This window comes from Streptomyces sp. NPDC058373, assembly GCF_042723275.1.
Lineage (GTDB): Bacteria > Actinomycetota > Actinomycetes > Streptomycetales > Streptomycetaceae > Streptomyces.
The window spans coordinates 35,887-53,308 of the sequence record NZ_JBHXJE010000008.1 but is presented as its reverse complement, the minus strand read 5'-3'; the positions used below and the strand labels follow the sequence as shown (position 1 = coordinate 53,308).

The window sequence follows — 17,422 nt, the reverse complement described above, 5'->3', positions numbered from 1 at the left end:
GCGGCCCGCCCGCCCCGTACGGGACGCAGAGGCGGGCCGCCCCTGACCGGCACCCGGGGTCAGGGCCTGCGGGCCGAGGTCACCCGGTACACGTCGTAGACGCCCTCCACGCCGCGGACCGCCTTGAGGACGTGGCCGAGGTGCTTGGGGTCGCCCATCTCGAAGGTGAAGCGCGAGGTGGCGACCCGGTCGCGGGAGGTCTGGACGGCGGCCGACAGGATGTTGACGTGCTGGTCCGAGAGGACCCGTGTGACGTCCGAGAGCAGCCGGGAGCGGTCCAGCGCCTCGACCTGGATGGCGACCAGGAAGACCGAGGACTGGGTCGGCGCCCACTCGACGTCGAGCATCCGTTCGGGCTGCTTGGAGAGCTCGTCCACGTTGACGCAGTCGGCGCGGTGGACCGAGACGCCGTTGCCCCGGGTGACGAAGCCGATGATGGGGTCGCCCGGCACCGGGGTGCAGCAGCGGGCCAGCTTGACCCAGACGTCGTCCACGCCCTTGACGACGACCCCGGGGTCGGCGTTGGAGCGGCGCTTGCGGCGGCTGCGGGAGGGCGGCGCCGACTCGGCGATGTCCTCGCTGGCGGCCTCCTCGCCGCCGAGCGACTGCACCAGCTTCTGCACCACGCCCTGGGCGGCGACGTGGCCCTCGCCGATCGCCGCGTAGAGCGAGGAGATGTCGGTGTACCGCATCTCGTGGGCGAGGGTGACCAGGGAGTCGCCGGTCAGGATGCGCTGGATGGGCAGGTTCTGCTTGCGCATCGCGCGGACGATGGCGTCCTTGCCCTGCTCGATCGCCTCGTCGCGCCGCTCCTTGGAGAACCAGGCGCGGATCTTGTTTCGGGCGCGGGGCGACTTGACGAAGCCCAGCCAGTCGCGGGAGGGCCCGGCGCCGGAGGCCTTGGAGGTGAAGACCTCCACCAGGTCGCCGTTGTCCAGGGTGGACTCCAGCGGCACCAGGCGGCCGTTGACGCGGGCGCCGATGGTGCGGTGGCCGACCTCGGTGTGGACGGCGTAGGAGAAGTCCACCGGCGTGGCGCCGGCCGGCAGCGCTATCACGTCGCCCTTGGGCGTGAAGACGAAGACCTCGTTGCGCGAGAGGTCGAAGCGCAGGGACTCCAGGAACTCGCCCGGGTCCTCGGTCTCCTTCTGCCAGTCGAGGAGCTGGCGCAGCCACGCCATGTCGTTGACGGCGTCTTCCTTGCCGGTCTTCCGCGGCACGTCGGTGCGCACCTTGGAGGCTCCCGCGACCGCCTCCTGCTTGTACTTCCAGTGGGCGGCGATGCCGTACTCGGCGCGCCGGTGCATGTCGAAGGTGCGGATCTGCAGCTCGACGGGCTTGCCGCCGGGGCCGATGACCGTCGTGTGCAGCGACTGGTACATGTTGAACTTCGGCATCGCGATGTAGTCCTTGAACCGTCCGGGCACCGGGTTCCACCGGGCGTGGACGGTGCCGAGCGCCGCGTAGCAGTCGCGGACGGTGTCGACGAGGACACGGATGCCGACCAGGTCGTAGATCTCCGCGAAGTCCCTGCCGCGGACGATCATCTTCTGGTACACGCTGTAGTAGTGCTTGGGACGGCCGGTGACGGTCGCCTTGATGCGGGCGGCCCGCAGGTCCGCCTGGACCTCGTCGGTGACGATGGCGAGGTACTCGTCGCGCTTGGGTGCCCGCTCGGCGACCAGCCGCACGATCTCGTCGTACATCTTGGGGTAGAGGATCGCGAAGGCGAGGTCCTCCAGCTCCCACTTGATGGTGTTCATGCCCAGGCGGTGGGCGAGCGGGGCGTAGATCTCCAGCGTCTCGCGGGCCTTCTTCTCCTGCTTCTCCCGCTTGAGGTAGCGCATGGTGCGCATGTTGTGCAGGCGGTCGGCGAGCTTGATGACCAGGACCCGGGGGTCCTTGGCCATGGCGACGACCATCTTGCGGACCGTCTCGGCCTGCGCCGCCTCACCGAACTTCACCTTGTCGAGCTTGGTGACGCCGTCGACCAGCAGCGCCACCTGGTCGCCGAAGTCGCGGCGCAGCGCGTCGAGGCCGTACTCGGTGTCCTCGACGGTGTCGTGCAGCAGCCCCGCCATCAGCGTCGCCGGGTCCATGCCCAGCTCGGCGAGGATGGTGGTGACGGCGAGCGGGTGGGTGATGTACGGGTCACCGCTCTTGCGCTTCTGGCCCCGGTGCCAGCGCTCGGCGACCTGGTAGGCCTTCTCGATCTGCCGCAGCGTGGCGGTCTCGATCTTGGGGTCGTTGCTCCGCACGGTCCGCAGCAGCGGTTCGAGGACCGGGTTGTACGGGTGGGAGCGCTGGACCCCGAGCCGGGCCAGGCGGGCCCGGACGCGGTTGGAGGAGCCGGAGCGCGCCGGCTGCTGGCCCGCGGGGCGGTTGGCGGGGGCGGGAGCCTGCGCGGGGGCGGGCTCGGCCGCGGGCGCCGGTTCCGGCTGCGGGCGCTCGGGACCGGGCGCGCCGGAGGGGGCCGCGGCGCCCTGGGCGTGCTGGCCCTGGGCGGCGGCTTCGGGGTCCCCCGGACGGGGTCCGGAGGAGAGTGGCTGGGCCTCGTCAGGCAAGAGCGCTCCTCGGGCAGGGCTCCGGATCACGATCACGGTCCGGACTGCCATGGTAGCGAGATCGGGCCATCGACTCCGCTCCGGAGCTGACGGCAGGGGACGGTACGAAGTGCGAGCGGGGGGCGTGCGCCCCCGTGCGCGCCGGTAGGGCGGACCCGGGAGGGTGTCTTCCCACGGAGCACCTCCTGGCGCACGGCGAAGACCCCGGCAGCGCACTGCCGGGGCCTTCGGCCTCAGGGGCGGCTCAGACGGTGAGCAGGGACTCCAGGGGAGCCCCGCCCAGGTCCGGGGTCAGCTTGGCACGCCCGTCGAGGAAACCGAGCTCCATGAGCACGGCGACGCCGGCGACCTGGGCGCCGGCCCGGCGGACCAGCTCCAGGGAGGCGGCGGCGGTGCCGCCGGTGGCGAGTACGTCGTCGATGACCATGACGCGGTCCTCGGGGGTGAGGTCCTCGGCGTGGACCTCGATCTCGGCCGTGCCGTACTCCAGCTCGTACGCCTGGCGCAGGGTGGCTCCGGGGAGCTTGCCGGCCTTGCGGACGGGGATGAAGCCGAGGCCCGCGCGGATGGCGACCGGGGCGGCCAGGATGAAGCCGCGGGCCTCCAGACCGACGACGCGGGTGGCGCCGTTGCGCAGGGAGATCTCGGCGAGCGCCTCGGTGAGGGCCGCGAACGCGGCCGGGTCGGCGAGGAGCGGCGTGATGTCCTTGAAGACGACGCCGGGCTTCGGGTAGTCCGGCACATCCCGGATGCGGCTGAGCAGGAGCTCCTGGATGTCGGTCATCGGCGCTTTCCCGAGGGTCGGCCGCGGCCCCGGCCGCGGGAGGCGGGCTGGGTCCGGCGCGGGCTCACCAGGGAGCCCGCCTCACCGCCGTCGCCCTCGTCGTCGCCGTCCGCGTCACCACCGGCCGCGGTGGCCCCGGCCGGCTGGGACTCGCCCTCGTCGCCGCCCTGGGCGCGCCTGGCGAGGACCCGCTTCTTGAGCGCCTTGATCTGCGGGTCGCGTTCCTTGAGGTCGGCGACGAGCGGCGTGGCGATGAAGATCGACGAGTACGCGCCGGCCGCGAGGCCGACGAAGAGTGACAGCGAGATGTCGTTGAGCATGCCCGCGCCGAGGAAGCCGCCGCCGATGAAGAGCAGGGCGCCGACCGGCAGCAGCGCGACCGCGGTGGTGTTGATCGAGCGCACCAGCGTGGCGTTGATGGACCGGTTGGCGACCTCGCTGTAGGTGTAACGGGTCTGCTTGGTGATGTCCTTCGAGCTCTCCTTGAGGCTGTCGAACACCACCACCGTGTCGTACAGCGAGTAGCCGAGGATGGTCAGCAGACCGATCACCGTGCCCACGGTGACCTCGAAACCGACGAGGGCGTAGACACCGACGGTGATGGTGATGTCGTGGACCAGCGCGATCAGGGCGGCGGCGGCCATCCGCCACTCGAAGGCGATGGCCAGATAGATCACCACCAGGATCATGAAGATCCCCAGTCCGGTCCACGCCTTGTTGGCGATCTGGGCGCCCCAGCTGGGGCCGACCAGATCCGCGTTGATGTCGTCGGAGGCGACGTCCAGCTCGCGGGAGAGCGTCTCCTTGATCTGGTCGGACTTGTCGGTGTCGACGCTGCTGATCTGGATCCGCAGACCGCCGCTGCCGAGCTCCTGGACGAGGGCGTCGTGACCGGCCGCCTCCTCCGCGATGGTCTCCGCCTGCTGCGCGGAGACGCTGCTCTTCGGCGTGGTGAAGACCGCGCCGCCCTGGAACTCGATACCCATGCTGAGCCCGCGTACCGCGAGGCCGGCGATGGCCGTGATGGTGATCAGGATCGAGACCGCGTACCAGAACTTGCGCTTGGCGATGAAGTCGTAGCCGACCTCGCCGCGGTAGAGCTTGGCGCCGAGATTTCCGAGTCGGGACATCTCACGCCTCCTTCGGGTCGGCAGGGGCGGTGCGGCGGGACCGGCGGATCGGCGGTTTGACGCCGAGCCGCTTCGGGTCGAGGCCCGACCAGGGGTGTCCGTTCGCGAAGAACTTCTTGCGGGCCAGGATGGTCAGCAGCGGCTTGGTGAAGAAGAACACCACGACCACGTCGAGCAGGGTGGTGAGGCCCAGCGTGAACGCGAAGCCCTGCACCTTTCCGACGGTGACCACGAAGAGCACCGCGGCGGACAGGAACGACACGAAGTCGGAGACGAGGATGGTGCGCCGGGCACGGGGCCAGCCGCGCGCCACGGCGGGCTGGAGCGAGCGCCCCTCACGGATCTCGTCGCGGACCCGTTCGAAGAAGACGATGAACGAGTCGGCGGTGATACCGATGGCGACGATGGCGCCGCAGACGGCCGGCAGGTTGAGCGCGAAGCCGATCGCGGGGCCGAGCAGCACCATGATCGTGTACGTCAGCGCCGCCGACATCAGGAGGCTGATGATGGCGATCAACGACAGGCCCCGGTAGTAGACCACCAGGTAGATGATGACCAGCAGCAGGCCGATGGCGCCGGCGATGAGTCCGGCCTCCAGCTGCTCCCCGCCGAGGGCGGCGGTCACCGAGGTGACGGACTCCTCGACGAAGGAGAGCGGCAGGGCGCCGTAGGACAGCATGTTGGCCAGTTCCTGGGCGGATTCCTGGGTGAAGGAGCCGGAGATCTGGGCCGTGCCGCCGGTGAGGGGCTGGCGGACGTACGGGGCGGAGACCACGTCACCGTCGAGGACGATGGCGAACTGGTTCTGCGGGGAGGGCTTGGCCGAGATCTCCGAGGTGATGTCGGCGAACTGGGTCTTGCCCTTGCCGGTGAACTCCATGTTGACGAGCCAGCCCTGCGCGCCCTGCTGGTCGATGGCGGCGGTGGCGTTGTCGATCTCGGTGCCCGCGACCGCGGACGGGCCGAGGATGTACTTCTCCCACTGGCCCTGCGAGTTCTGGCCGCAGGCGACGATCGGCTCGGTGGGCTTGGTGCCCTTGGTCGACTCCGTGCGCTCCTCGGTGTCGGTGCAGGTCAGCTCGGCGAACTCCTTCTGGAGCTCCTCGCTGGGCGCTGCCTCGGACGAGGAGGGCGCGGGCGTCGGGTCCGCCTTGCCGTCGCCCGGCGCGGACGGGGAGGGCGTGGGGTCGGCCTTCAGGGCGCCGGAGGCGGCGCGGCCCTGGGCGGTCGGCGTGGCCTCGGGCTCGCCGTCGGTGGCCTTGTCGCCGTCGGTGGCCTTGTCGCCGTCGGTGCCCTTCTCGGCCTCATCGGGCGAGCCGCTCGCCGACGGGCTCGGGGAGCCCTCGGGGGCGGGCTCACCGGAGGCGAGCTGGAGCACGGGGCGGAAGAAGAGCTGAGCGGTCGTACCGACCTGCTCGCGGGCCTGCTTCTCGTTCGTCCCCTTGGGGATGTTCACGATGATGTGGTCAGTGCCCTGGGTCTGAACCTCGGCCTCGGAGACACCGAGGCCGTTGACACGGCGCTCGATGATGCCGACGGCCGTGTTCATGTTGGTCTGGTTGACCGCGTTCTCCTGACCCGGTTCGCTCCTGGCCTGGAGCGTGATGCTCGTGCCTCCGGCGAGATCGATACCGAGGCGCGGCGTGGTGTGCCCGGAGAGGAACATGCCTCCCGTGAGCGCCACCAGCGCGATCAGGATCAGCGCCAGGGCGCGGCCCGGCCGGCCCTGGCCGGGCTGCCTTCGACCCTTGTTAGGTGCTGCCACCTTCTCGTTTCTCCCTGTCCAACCGCCCGGCGTGGGTGAGCGCGGCGGGCGGCCCTGAAGTTGTGTGGAGGACCGGCGCGGAGCGGACACACCCGGGGGACCGGACGGCGCGTGCCGTGGACCGGTCCCCGGGTGTGATTACTTCGTGTCGGACTCGCCGTCGGTCTTCTTCGGCGTCGCGTCGGCGGCGTCCTGGTCGGCGTCATCGGCCTTCTTGCCGAGGTCGATGCGGGCGGCGTCGCCGTCTTCGTCGTCCTTGGTCAGGGAGGAGGCGTCGTCGGGGACCACCGGGGCGTCGCCCTCGTCACCCTCGACCCCGTGGATGATCCGGTTGTACTCCTCGTCGTCGAGGACGGCGCCGACGGCGTTCTTCGCGTAGATCGCGTGGACGCCGGGGGCCACCTCAAGGAGGACGGACTCGTCGTGGACCTCCTTGACGGTGGCGTACATGCCACCGATCGTCCGGATGCCGCTGCCGGGCGTCATCGCGTTCCGCATGTCGACGGCCTGCTGCTGCTTCTTCTTCGCCGAGCGGGTCATCAGGAACATTGCGCCGATGAGCACGACGAAGGGGAGGAGGGTCACGATGTCCACGGGAGGATTTTCCTTCGCACGACCGCGCGGTGCTGCGGCCTGATCGATGGGGGTGGGCGGCCGCCCGCAAGGGACGGCATCGGCGGAGTCTAAGCGAGTCCGCCCGGATGGAACAACGCTCAGCATGGCACCCCAGTTCCTGATGGTGCGATCTTCCCGCGCCGTCAACCCGCGAAGAGGTCGCCTTGCCCCGGTCCGCCCGGTACCTGCCGGGGCGGGGTCAGTCCGAGGTGCGCCCAGGCCGCGGGGGTGGCGACCCGGCCGCGGGGGGTGCGGGCGAGCAGGCCCTCGCGGACGAGGAAGGGCTCGGCCACCTCCTCGACGGTCTCCCGCTCCTCCCCCACCGCGACCGAGAGCGTGGAGAGCCCGACCGGACCCCCGCCGAAGAGCTTCAGCAGCGCCTCCAGCACCGAGCGGTCGAGCCGGTCCAGTCCGCGGGCGTCGACCTCGTAGACGGCGAGCGCCGCCGAGGCGGTCTCCCGGTCGACCGTGCCGTCGGACCTGACCTGGGCGTAGTCGCGGACCCGGCGCAGCAGCCGGTTGGCGATGCGCGGGGTGCCCCGGGAGCGGCCGGCGATCTCGGCGGCCCCGTCGGTGTCGATCTCCACGTCGAGCAGGCGGGCGGAGCGGTGGACGACGCGCTCCAGCTCGGCCGGGCCGTAGAACTCCATGTGGCCGGTGAAGCCGAACCGGTCGCGCAGCGGCGGCGGCAGCAGTCCGGCCCGGGTGGTGGCGCCGACCAGGGTGAACGGCGGGAGCTCCAGCGGGATGGCGGTGGCTCCGGGGCCCTTGCCGACGATGACGTCGACCCGGAAATCCTCCATGGCCATGTACAGCATCTCCTCGGCGGGCCGGGACATGCGGTGGATCTCGTCGAGGAAGAGCACCTCGCCCTCCTGGAGGGAGGAGAGGATCGCGGCGAGGTCTCCGGCGTGCTGGATGGCGGGGCCGGAGGTGATCCGGATGGGGGCTTCCATCTCGGCGGCGATGATCATGGAGAGGGTGGTCTTGCCCAGGCCCGGGGCGCCGGAGAGCAGGACGTGGTCGGCGGTGGCCCCGCGGGCGCGGGCGGCCTTGAGGACCAGGTCGAGCTGGGCGCGGACCTTCTCCTGGCCGATGAACTCGCCGAGGTCCTTGGGGCGCAGGGCGGCCTCGACGGCGGTGTCCTCGCCGTCGGCGACGGAGCCGACCAGCCGGTTGCCGTCCTCGTCGGCTCCGTCGCGGGCGGGCTCGGTCTCGTACGGGTTCACTGCTCTCGCCTCGGATCTTCCTGGGGTCCTGGCCGGTCGGGTGCGGGCGGCCGGGTGGCCGCCGGGGGTCAGCGGGCGCGGTTGAGGCTCTGCAGCGCGGCGCGCAGCAGCTGCGGGACGGCCGGGGTGGCGCCCTCGGCGAGGGCGGCCTCGGCCTGCGGGGTGACGGCGGCGACGGCGTCGTCGGCCTCGCGCGGGGCGTAGCCGAGGCCCACCAGGGCGGTGTGGAGCTGCTCGGACCAGGGGGCCGGGCCGCTCGCCGCGGCGGGGCGGGCGGCGGTGGTGGCACCGCGCGGGGCACCGAGCCGGTCCTTCAGTTCCAGCAGGAGCTTCTGGGCGCCCTTCTTGCCGATGCCGGGGACGGCGGTGAGCGCCTTCTCGTCGCCGGTGGCGACCGCGCGGCGCAGGGCGTCCGGGTGGTGGACGGCGAGCATCGCCTGGGCGAGGCGCGGGCCGACGCCGCTGGCGGTCTGGAGGAGTTCGAAGGTCTGCCGCTCGTCGTCGTCGGCGAAGCCGTAGAGCGTCAGGGAGTCCTCGCGGACGACGAGGCTGGTGGCGAGGCGGGCCTGTTCCCCGACGCGCAGGCTGGAGAGGGTGTCGGGGGCGCACTGGACGGCCATGCCGATGCCGCCGACCTCCACCACCGCGCTGTCCGGGGCGAGGGCGGCGACGGTGCCGCTGACTGAGGCGATCATGCGGGGCGGCCTTTCTGGGGGCGCCGCCCGGGGGCGGTGCGGCGCGGGGCGGGGGCGGCGCGGTGGGCGGCGACGGCCTGCTGGAGGCGGTTCTGCGCGGGGGCGCGCCAGATGTGGCAGATGGCGAGGGCGAGGGCGTCGGCGGCGTCGGCCGGCTTCGGCGGCCCGTCGAGCCGCAGCAGGCGGGTCACCATGGCGCCGACCTGGTCCTTCTCGGCGCGGCCCGAGCCGGTGACGGCGGCCTTGACCTCGCTGGGGGTGTGCAGCGCGACGGGCAGGCCGCGGCGGGCGGCGCAGAGCATGGCGACGGCGCTGGCCTGGGCGGTGCCCATCACGGTGCGGACGTTGTGCTGGCTGAACACCCGCTCGACGGCGACCCGTTCGGGCCGGTGCTCGTCGAGCCAGGCTTCGATGCCGGCCTCCACGGCGACCAGCCGGTCGGGGGTCTCGGCGTCAGCGGGGGTGCGGATCACGCCGACGCCGACCATGGTCAGCGGGCGGCCCGCGACGCCGTCGACCACGCCGATGCCGCACCGGGTCAGCCCGGGGTCCACGCCCAGTACCCGCATCGTCCCTCCCCTCCCGCCGGCCGGCCACGGCACGGGCGGTGTCCGGCCGTTGTTCGACCTGGTGTTCGCGCACGTACCGGCAGGCTATCGGCCGCCGCCGACAATCCCCGAACCCCGGGGCCGGTGCGCCGCGGGCGGGGTCCCGAAGCCCGCGCGGCCCGGGTCCCCTCGTGCGAGGGGGCCCGGGCCGTGCGGCGGCTGAACGGGGATCAGGCGTCGACGGAGGCCATGACCTCGTCGGAGACGTCGAAGTTGGCGAAGACGTTCTGCACGTCGTCGCTGTCCTCCAGCGCGTCGATCAGCTTGAAGATCTTGCGCGCGCCCTCCTCGTCCAGCTCGACCTGCATGGTCGGGACGAAGTTGGCGTCGGCCGAGTCGTAGTCGATCCCGGCCTCCTGGAGGGCGGTGCGGACCGCGACCAGGTCGGTGGCCTCGCTGAGCACCTCGAAGGACTCGCCGAGGTCGTTGACCTCCTCGGCGCCCGCGTCCAGGACGGCACCGAGGACGTCGTCCTCGCCCAGCGCGCCCTTGGGAACGATGACGACGCCCTTGCGGTTGAAGAGGTACGAGACCGAGCCGGGGTCGGCCATCGAGCCGCCGTTGCGCGTCATGGCGACGCGGACGTCGGAGGCGGCGCGGTTGCGGTTGTCGGTGAGGCACTCGATGAGCACCGCGACGCCGTTGGGGCCGTAACCCTCGTACATGATCGTCTCGTAGTCGGCGCCACCGGCTTCGAGGCCGGCGCCGCGCTTGACGGCCGAGTCGATGTTCTTGTTGGGAACCGACTGCTTCTTCGCCTTCTGGATGGCGTCGAAGAGGGTCGGGTTGCCCTCGATGTCGGCGCCGCCCATCCGGGCCGCGACCTCGATGTTCTTGATCAGCTTCGCGAAGAGTTTGCCGCGCTTGGCGTCGATCACGGCCTTCTTGTGCTTCGTCGTAGCCCATTTAGAGTGGCCGGACATCTGCCTGTCTCCTTCGCGTCACCACATGTACTGAACGAACCCGAGTGATCCTACCGGGACGACGGGGCGCCCCGCCCCTGGCGTACCGGGTCGCGGGGGTACGGCAAGGGGCGGGGCGCCCGGCGGTCCGGGTCAGGCGGCGGCGCGGACCAGCTCGGTGAAGTAGCCGTGCAGCCGGTGGTCGCCGGTCAGTTCGGGGTGGAACGAGGTCGCCAGCGCGTTGCCCTGGCGGACCGCGACGGGATGGCCGCCGTAGGTGGCGAGCACCTCGGTGGCGGCGCCGGTGGACTCCACCCATGGGGCGCGGATGAAGACCCCGTCGACGGGCGGGCCCTCGATGCCGGTGACCGGGACGGCCGCCTCGAACGACTCGTTCTGCCGGCCGAAGGCGTTGCGGCGCACGATCATGTCGATCCCACCGAAGGTCTCCTGGCCCGCGCGCGGGTCGAGGATCTTGTCGGCGAGCAGGATCATCCCGGCGCAGGTGCCGTAGACCGGCATGCCCTCGGCGATCCGCGCCCGCAGCGGCTCGGTGAGGCCGAAGAGCGCCGCCAGCTTCGAGATGGTGGTCGACTCGCCGCCGGGCAGCACCAGTCCGTCGAGGCGGGCCAGCTCCTCGGGCCGCCGCACGGTGGTGCCCCGGGCGCCGGAGGCGGTGAGGGCCGACAGGTGCTCGGGGACGTCACCCTGCAGGGCGAGGACGCCGACGAGAGGGGTGGCGGCCATCGGTCACCAGCCGCGGTTGGCGTAGCGCTCGGTCTCGGGGAGCGTGTCGCAGTTGATGCCGACCATTGCCTCGCCGAGGTTGCGGGAGGCGTCCGCGACGGCCTTGGGGTCGTCGAAGAAGGTGGTGGCGCGGACGATGGCGGCGGCACGCCTGGCCGGGTCGCCGGACTTGAAGATGCCGGAGCCGACGAAGACGCCCTCGGCGCCGAGCTGGCGCATGAGCGCGGCGTCGGCCGGGGTGGCGACACCTCCGGCGGAGAAGAGCACCACGGGCAGGCGGCCGAGGGCGGCGGTCTCGGCGACCAGCTCGTAGGGGGCGCGCAGCTCCTTGGCGGCGGCGTACAGCTCGTGCTGGTCGCAGGCGGCGAGGCGGCCGATCTCGGCCTTGATCTGGCGGAGGTGGCGGACCGCCTCGACGACGTTGCCGGTGCCGGCCTCGCCCTTGGAGCGGATCATCGCGGCGCCCTCGGCGACGCGGCGCAGGGCCTCGCCGAGGTTGGTGGCGCCGCAGACGAAGGGGGTGGTGAAGGACCACTTGTCGGAGTGGTTGGCCTCGTCGGCGGGGGTGAGGACCTCGGACTCGTCGATGTAGTCGACACCGAGCGACTGGAGGACCTGGGCCTCGACGAAGTGGCCGATGCGGGACTTGGCCATCACGGGGATCGAGACGGCCTCGATGATGGACTCGATCATGTCCGGGTCGGACATGCGGGCCACGCCGCCGTCCTTGCGGATGTCGGCGGGGACCCGCTCCAGCGCCATGACGGCGACCGCTCCGGCGTCCTCGGCGATCTTCGCCTGCTCGGGCGTGACCACGTCCATGATCACGCCGCCCTTGAGCTGCTCGGCCATGCCGCGCTTGACGCGGGCGGTACCGGTGGCGGGGGCGGCGGGGGTGGCGGGGGGCGTGCTGGACACGGGCTACCTCACGGGATACGAGTCGAGTTGCTGCACCGTGAAGACAACTCTCCGGGCCCGGTCCGGGACAAGGGCCAATGAACGGGCGGTGGATCGTTCTGGCCGCCGCCCGCCTCCGGCGCCCCCTCCATCCGGCCGCGCGCCCCGGCTCAGCGGTCGGCCAGCGCCGCCGGCGGCTCGTCGTCCATCTCGAAGGCGAGCGGGAACGGCGCGTGCCCGGCCAGCCGCAGCCAGCGCACCGTGCGGTGGCGGCGCAGGGCGCGGGCGGCGCGTACGGCGTCGTTGTGGAAGCGGCGGGCCATCGGCACCCGCCGTACGGCGGCCGCCAGTTCGTCGGCGGCCTCGGTGCCGCCGGGCGCCTCGCGGACCGCGTCGACCTGCGCGGCGTCGCCGAAGACGGCGCGCAGGGCCTGGCTCAGCTCGCTCTCGGCCACCTCCCGGGCCTCCTCGTCCGCCTGCCGGGCGGCGTGCGCCGCCTCGTACAGCACGATGGAGGCGGCCGGGTCGAGGACCCCGGCGGTGGCCAGTTCCTGGGCGACGGAGGCCCGGCGCAGGAGTTGGGCGTCGAGGGCGGCGCGGGCGGCGTCGATGCGGGCGTGCAGCCGGTCGAGGCGGCCTGCGGTCCAGCTCAGGTAGACACCGATGGCGAAGAGCGCCACCGCGATCCAGATCAGTGTGGAGGTCACGGGCGGCAAGGCTACGCGGCCGGGGCCGGGCGGGGTGACGGTACCGGGCCAAGGCCCGCGGAGGGGCCCCCGGCCCGGTGCCGGCCGCGGGGTCAGTCGCGGGCGAAGCCCAGGCGGGCGCGGAGGCCGACGCGTTCGTCGGTGGCGACCGAGGCGGCGCCGTCGGTGACGGTCTCGTAGACGGCGAGGATGTCGGCGCCGACCGTGGACCAGTCGAAGCGCTTGACGTGGCGTGCGCCGTGGTCGCTCAGCCGCTCGCGGCGGGCGGGGTCGCCGAGGAGACGGATCGCCCCGGCGGCCAGCGCGTCGGCGTCCTCGTTGGTGAACATCTCGCCGGCCCCGCCGTGGTCCAGGACCTGGGCGAAGGCGTCGAGGTCGCTGGCGAGGACCGGGGCGCCCGCCGACATCGCCTCGACCAGGATGATGCCGAAGCTCTCGCCGCCGGTGTTGGGCGCCACGTACACGTCGACGCTGCGCAGCAGGCGCGCCTTGTCCTCGTCGCTGACCATGCCGAGGAACTCGACCCGGTCGCGGAGCGCGGCGGGCAGTCCGGCGACCGCCTCCTCCTCGTCGCCCCGGCCCGCGACGAGGAGGCGGGCCTCGGGGCGGGCGGCGAGGATCGCCGGCAGCGCCTTCATCAGGACCGGCAGCCCCTTGCGGGGCTCGTCGATGCGGCCGATGAAGCCGAGGGTGGAGCCCTGCCACTCGGGGCGGGGCTCGGCCCGGGCGAAGAAGTCGACGTCGACGCCGTTGGGGATGACCACCGCGTCCCCGCCGAGGTGCTCGACCAGCGTGCGCCGGGCGTACTCGCTGACCGCGATGCGCGCGCTGATCTTCTCCAGCGCGGGCTGGAGGATCGGGTACGCGGCGATCATCGCCCGCGAGCGCGGGTTGGAGGTGTGGAAGGTCGCCACGATTGGGCCGGAGGCGGCCCAGCAGCTCAGCAGGCCGAGCGAGGGCGAGGCGGGCTCGTGGATGTGGATGACGTCGAAGATGCCGTCGTGGAGCCAGCGGCGGACCCGGGCGGCGGAGAGGAAGCCGAAGTTCAGCCGGGCCACGGAGCCGTTGTACGGCACGGGGACGGCGCGTCCGGCGGAGACCACGTACGGCGGCAGCGGGGTCTCGTCGTCGGCCGGGGCGAGGACGGAGACCTCGTGGCCGAGCCGGATCAGGTGCTCGGCCAGGTCGCGGATGTGGAACTGGACGCCGCCGGGGACGTCCCAGGCGTAGGGGCAGACGATGCCGATCCTCAACTCTGCTCCCGCGGTGCCAGATCGTCCAGCCACAGGCGCTGCAGCATGTGCCAGTCCTCCGGGTGGTCGGCGATGCCCTCGGCGAAGGCGTCCGCCAGGGCCTGTGTCATGAGGGACGTCTTCTCGGCCCGGGTACCTGTCCCGGGCACCTCGACGGGCGGGTGGATACGGCCCTTCATGACGGGCGTGCCGTCGAACCAGAGCGTCACCGGCAGCAGCAGGGCGCCGGTCTGCTGGGCGAGCATCGCGGGCCCGGCGGGCATCCGGGCGCTGTCGCCGAAGAACTTCACCTCGACGCCGGAGGCGGAGAGGTCGCGGTCGGCGACGAGGCAGACCAGTCCGCCGGCGCGCAGGCGGCGGGCGAGGGTGCCGAAGGCGGAGCCGCCGGTGTGCGGCAGCACCTCCATGCCGAGGCCCTCGCGGTAGGCGACGAACCGGTCGTAGAGGGTCTCGGGTTTGAGCCGCTCGGCGACGGTGGTGAAGGGCACTCCGAGGCTGCGGGTGGCCCAGGCCCCGGCAAGGTCCCAGTTGCCGAGGTGGGGGAGGGCGACCACGACGCCCTTCCCGGCGGCGAGGCCGTCGGTCAGGTGGTGCAGGCCGTACGGCTCGAAGCCGTCCTTGATCCGCTCGTCGCTCCAGGCGGGCAGCCGGAAGGACTCCATCCAGTACCGCAGGTACGAGCGCATCCCGGCCCGGGACAGCTCGGCGAGCCGCTGGGGCCCTGCGTCGGGGACGACCCGGGCGAGGTTGGCCTCCAGCCTGAGGACGCCCTTGCCGCGCCGCTTCCACACCGTGTCGGCCAGGATCTGCCCGAGGCGGACGGCGACCGGCTCGGGGAGCTTCTTGACGGTGCTCCAGCCCAGCCCGTAGAGCGCGTCGGAGAGCCGCTCGTTCACGAGGCGGCCCCCTGGCCCGCCGGGCCGTCCGCCTCGATGGCCTCGCGGCGGACGGTGACCACCCGCTGGATCAGCGTGACCAGGCTGCCGACGGCGACCACCCACAGGGCGATCGGCAGCAGCACCTGAATGCCGGGGACGCCGAAGTTGTGCAGCCCCGCGAGGCCCGCCGCGACCAGCGAGATGACCAGCCGTTCGGCGCGCTCCACCAGGCCGTTGACGGCGACCGGCAGGCCGATGGCCTCGCCGCGCGCCTTGGTGTAGGAGACGACCTGCCCGGCGGCGAGGCAGAAGAGCGCGACCGCGCACAGCGTGTTGTCGTCGCCGCTGCCCGCGTACCAGAGGGCGAAGCCGCCGAAGATCGCGCCGTCGGCGACGCGGTCGAGGGTCGAGTCGAGGAACGCGCCCCATCGGCTGGAGATTCCGGCCTGGCGGGCCATGTTGCCGTCGACCAGGTCGGAGAAGACGAAGAGGGTGATGACGATGGTGCCCCAGAAGAACTCTCCACGGGGGAAGAAGACCAGCGCACCCGCCACCACCCCGGCGGTCCCGATGAGGGTGACCGCATCGGGAGTGACCCCGCGGCGGAGCAGAAACGCGGCGAACGGCGTGAGGACGCGCGTGAAGAACGCTCGCGCGTACTTGTTCAGCATGGCCTTCCCGAGGGTCGGTGGGGGCCGGTGTCCGGGCCGGGCATCGGCTGGCCCATCGTAGTCACGCGCACGGTCCCCTGCCCCCGGGGCACCCGCGCCGACGCGACCCGCCCACCCGCGCGGACCGCGTCCGGCCGGCCCGCTCCCCCGCGGCCTTCGACGTACCCTGCCGCGCGCCCCCGCTCCCCGATACCCTGACTGCGGATCAGCACAAGGGCCGGGCGCGGCAGTCGGGTCCGGAAGGCGACACGACGACAGCGCTCCGGCAGCGCGCGATGGGGGCGGCATGGCGGACGACTTCTTCGATTTCAGCCCCGGGGCGCAGGTCCCCGTGACCGGGGGCGCGGGCGGCACGGCCGCCACCCATGCCCTGGCCTCGGTGGCCTACCGCGACGACCCGCTGGAGAAGATCACCGAGGCCGACGGCGAGTGGCACAGGACGGCGGTGAAGCCGGGGAAGTTGAAGCTCTTCGCACCGCTGCTCGGTGAGGCGTTCGCACAGGCGGTCACGGTACGGATGCTGGGCGCCGGGCGCGCCCCGCTGATCCAGGCGTTCGGCATGGAGCCGCAGGTCGTGGTCGAGCACTGCCTGGCCGCCAGCCGCCTGCGCAAGCAGCGCGACCGGCGGCTGACGCTGGTCGCCCTGGTGTGCGGGGTGCTCTTCCTGCCCGGCGCGGCCCTGTGGGTGCTCGCCTTCCAGCTGCGGGCGATGTCCGGCAAGTGGGTCGGCAAGGGCACCACCGCGCTCGGCTCACTGCTGATGGCCGTGGGCGCGGTCGCCTCGGTGGTGCTGCTGGTCGGCCTGCCGACCGAGGGTGTCCTGCCGTGGTACGTACGCGGCTGCGTCCTGGCGCCGGTCCTCGGCTGGTTCCTCGCCAAGCGGATCGCCGAGGGGACCGCGCAGGACCTGCGGGCGCACTGGAGCAGCCTGCTGGCGGGCGGCGGTTCGGGCGCGAAGATCCCCGAGGCGGTCCCGGCCAACCCGGACGACGCCGCCGCCGAGCAGCTCCGGGTGAGCCTCGCCAAGCTCGCCGCCGAGCAGCAGAGCAACTCGGTCTTCTACGCCGGTCCCAAGGGCATCCTCGGCATGGGCACCCGGTGGGGCAGCTGGCAGCTGGCGGAGGACCTGGAGCCGGTCGAGGCGGACAAGGAGATCAACCCGTTCCGCTCCTGGGACGTGGTCCGGGCCATCCACGACCAGCTCCAGATGCTGGAGCGCGGGCCGCTGCACACCGGTGGCTTCCCCAAGCCGTCGGTCAAGCACTGGATCGTCTCCCCGGTCGGGGAGAACGCGGGCCGCGTCTCGCGCCCCGAGGGCGAGACGGTCGAGGCGTACCAGGTCAAGCCGCACGAGATCCAGCGGATCTGCAACGAGCAGCAGTTCAGCAACGGCAACCGGCACTACCTCGGCGTCCAGTTCGTGCTGTGGGACGGCCAGCTCGTGCTGACCATGCTGATCACGGTGACGGTGCTCCACCACACGCTGCGCATCGAGGTCACCGGCCATGCGCTCGGCCCGGTGCACCCGCTGTTCAGCGGAGGCCCGGCGGCGCGCGAGCGGACCACCGCCAAGCCGATCAAGTTCTGGGAGACCAAGACGCACAAGCTGCCGCTGGTCGACGCCACCGAGGTGGTGCGGCTGCTGGTCCGCGCGCCGCTCACGCCGTACCCGGCGGTCCTCGACCACCTCGGCGGCAAGCTGGCGCTGCCGGAGCCGTTCGGACTGCGGCACGTGTGGGCCGGGCGGCCGTGGGCCAACCGCTTCATGGCCGACGACGCGCTGCGTACGGCGGCGCCGGTGCTGCGGGTGGTGCACAAGGCGGCTCTGCGGGTCCTGGAGGAGAACGGCGTCGACACCAGCCGCTTCGCCGGCCGCGCGGCCGGCCTCAGCGGCGCCGTCCAGGACGCGGCGCCGAAGAAGGCCGACCTGTACGACGCGTGAGCGGGCCGGGGCCGGGCCCTTCGCGTACGGCGGTC

Annotated in this window: 16 protein-coding genes; 1 reads left to right on the top strand and 15 read right to left on the bottom strand. The window is 72.5% G+C overall.

The genetic code is table 11. The features are described from left to right. Nucleotides 1–59: 59 nt before the first annotated feature. From ACFWMZ_RS07715 to pgsA, 15 genes are all read right to left on the bottom strand, one after another. On the bottom strand, nucleotides 60–2,564 hold the full coding sequence (locus tag ACFWMZ_RS07715; RefSeq protein WP_383175040.1) for a RelA/SpoT family protein: 2,505 nt from the start codon (nucleotides 2,562–2,564) through the stop codon (nucleotides 60–62). A gap of 244 nt (nucleotides 2,565–2,808) precedes the next feature. Then, the gene (locus ACFWMZ_RS07710) at nucleotides 2,809–3,348 is read right to left on the bottom strand and encodes an adenine phosphoribosyltransferase (RefSeq protein ID WP_383175037.1); all 540 of its coding nucleotides are present in this window, start codon (nucleotides 3,346–3,348) and stop codon (nucleotides 2,809–2,811) included. After that, nucleotides 3,345–4,478 (bottom strand): protein translocase subunit SecF, encoded by a 1,134-nt coding sequence (gene secF, locus ACFWMZ_RS07705; protein WP_383200030.1) that lies wholly within the window; start codon nucleotides 4,476–4,478, stop codon nucleotides 3,345–3,347. Before secF ends, ACFWMZ_RS07710 begins: the two co-directional genes overlap by 4 nt. A 1-nt stretch (nucleotide 4,479) precedes the next feature. Continuing rightward, on the bottom strand, nucleotides 4,480–6,243 hold the full coding sequence (gene secD / locus ACFWMZ_RS07700; RefSeq protein ID WP_383175032.1) for a protein translocase subunit SecD: 1,764 nt from the start codon (nucleotides 6,241–6,243) through the stop codon (nucleotides 4,480–4,482). Between the two features lie 138 nt (nucleotides 6,244–6,381). After that, a complete protein-coding gene (yajC, locus tag ACFWMZ_RS07695) occupies nucleotides 6,382–6,837 on the bottom strand; it encodes a preprotein translocase subunit YajC (RefSeq protein ID WP_383175029.1) in 456 nt (151 codons plus the stop codon). Nucleotides 6,838–7,001: 164 nt separating this feature from the next. Beyond that, nucleotides 7,002–8,087, bottom strand: a complete 1,086-nt coding sequence (gene ruvB / locus ACFWMZ_RS07690) for a Holliday junction branch migration DNA helicase RuvB (protein WP_383175026.1) — start codon at nucleotides 8,085–8,087, stop codon at nucleotides 7,002–7,004. A 68-nt stretch (nucleotides 8,088–8,155) separates the two neighbouring features. After that, complete coding sequence (gene ruvA / locus ACFWMZ_RS07685; protein ID WP_383175023.1) at nucleotides 8,156–8,782, bottom strand: Holliday junction branch migration protein RuvA; 627 nt, start codon at nucleotides 8,780–8,782, stop codon at nucleotides 8,156–8,158. Beyond that, complete coding sequence (gene ruvC / locus ACFWMZ_RS07680; RefSeq protein WP_383175020.1) at nucleotides 8,779–9,351, bottom strand: crossover junction endodeoxyribonuclease RuvC; 573 nt, start codon at nucleotides 9,349–9,351, stop codon at nucleotides 8,779–8,781. The genes ruvA and ruvC overlap by 4 nt, the downstream gene beginning before the upstream one ends. A 209-nt stretch (nucleotides 9,352–9,560) precedes the next feature. Then, nucleotides 9,561–10,313 carry a YebC/PmpR family DNA-binding transcriptional regulator gene (locus tag ACFWMZ_RS07675; RefSeq protein WP_383200027.1) on the bottom strand — a complete coding sequence of 251 codons (753 nt, stop codon included), beginning with the start codon at nucleotides 10,311–10,313 and terminating at the stop codon, nucleotides 9,561–9,563. Between the two features lie 132 nt (nucleotides 10,314–10,445). Then, complete coding sequence (gene pdxT, locus ACFWMZ_RS07670) at nucleotides 10,446–11,039, bottom strand: pyridoxal 5'-phosphate synthase glutaminase subunit PdxT (protein WP_383200024.1); 594 nt, start codon at nucleotides 11,037–11,039, stop codon at nucleotides 10,446–10,448. 3 nt (nucleotides 11,040–11,042) lie between these two features. Next, nucleotides 11,043–11,957, bottom strand: coding sequence for a pyridoxal 5'-phosphate synthase lyase subunit PdxS (pdxS, locus tag ACFWMZ_RS07665; RefSeq protein WP_003947064.1), 915 nt, complete (start codon nucleotides 11,955–11,957; stop codon nucleotides 11,043–11,045). A 149-nt stretch (nucleotides 11,958–12,106) separates the two neighbouring features. Beyond that, nucleotides 12,107–12,643: a hypothetical protein gene (locus ACFWMZ_RS07660; protein ID WP_383175011.1), complete on the bottom strand. Its 537-nt coding sequence runs from the start codon at nucleotides 12,641–12,643 to the stop codon at nucleotides 12,107–12,109. A gap of 92 nt (nucleotides 12,644–12,735) precedes the next feature. Then, a complete protein-coding gene (locus ACFWMZ_RS07655) occupies nucleotides 12,736–13,896 on the bottom strand; it encodes a glycosyltransferase family 4 protein (RefSeq protein WP_383200021.1) in 1,161 nt (386 codons plus the stop codon). Next, nucleotides 13,893–14,792, bottom strand: a complete 900-nt coding sequence (locus tag ACFWMZ_RS07650) for a phosphatidylinositol mannoside acyltransferase (RefSeq protein WP_383175005.1) — start codon at nucleotides 14,790–14,792, stop codon at nucleotides 13,893–13,895. Before ACFWMZ_RS07650 ends, ACFWMZ_RS07655 begins: the two co-directional genes overlap by 4 nt. Then, on the bottom strand, nucleotides 14,789–15,445 hold the full coding sequence (gene pgsA, locus ACFWMZ_RS07645) for a phosphatidylinositol phosphate synthase (protein ID WP_383200018.1): 657 nt from the start codon (nucleotides 15,443–15,445) through the stop codon (nucleotides 14,789–14,791). The genes ACFWMZ_RS07650 and pgsA overlap by 4 nt, the downstream gene beginning before the upstream one ends. A gap of 286 nt (nucleotides 15,446–15,731) precedes the next feature. Between pgsA and ACFWMZ_RS07640 the strand changes: the two genes are divergently transcribed. Next, nucleotides 15,732–17,387 (top strand): hypothetical protein, encoded by a 1,656-nt coding sequence (locus ACFWMZ_RS07640; RefSeq protein WP_383174999.1) that lies wholly within the window; start codon nucleotides 15,732–15,734, stop codon nucleotides 17,385–17,387. The last annotated feature ends 35 nt before the right edge of the window (nucleotides 17,388–17,422 follow it).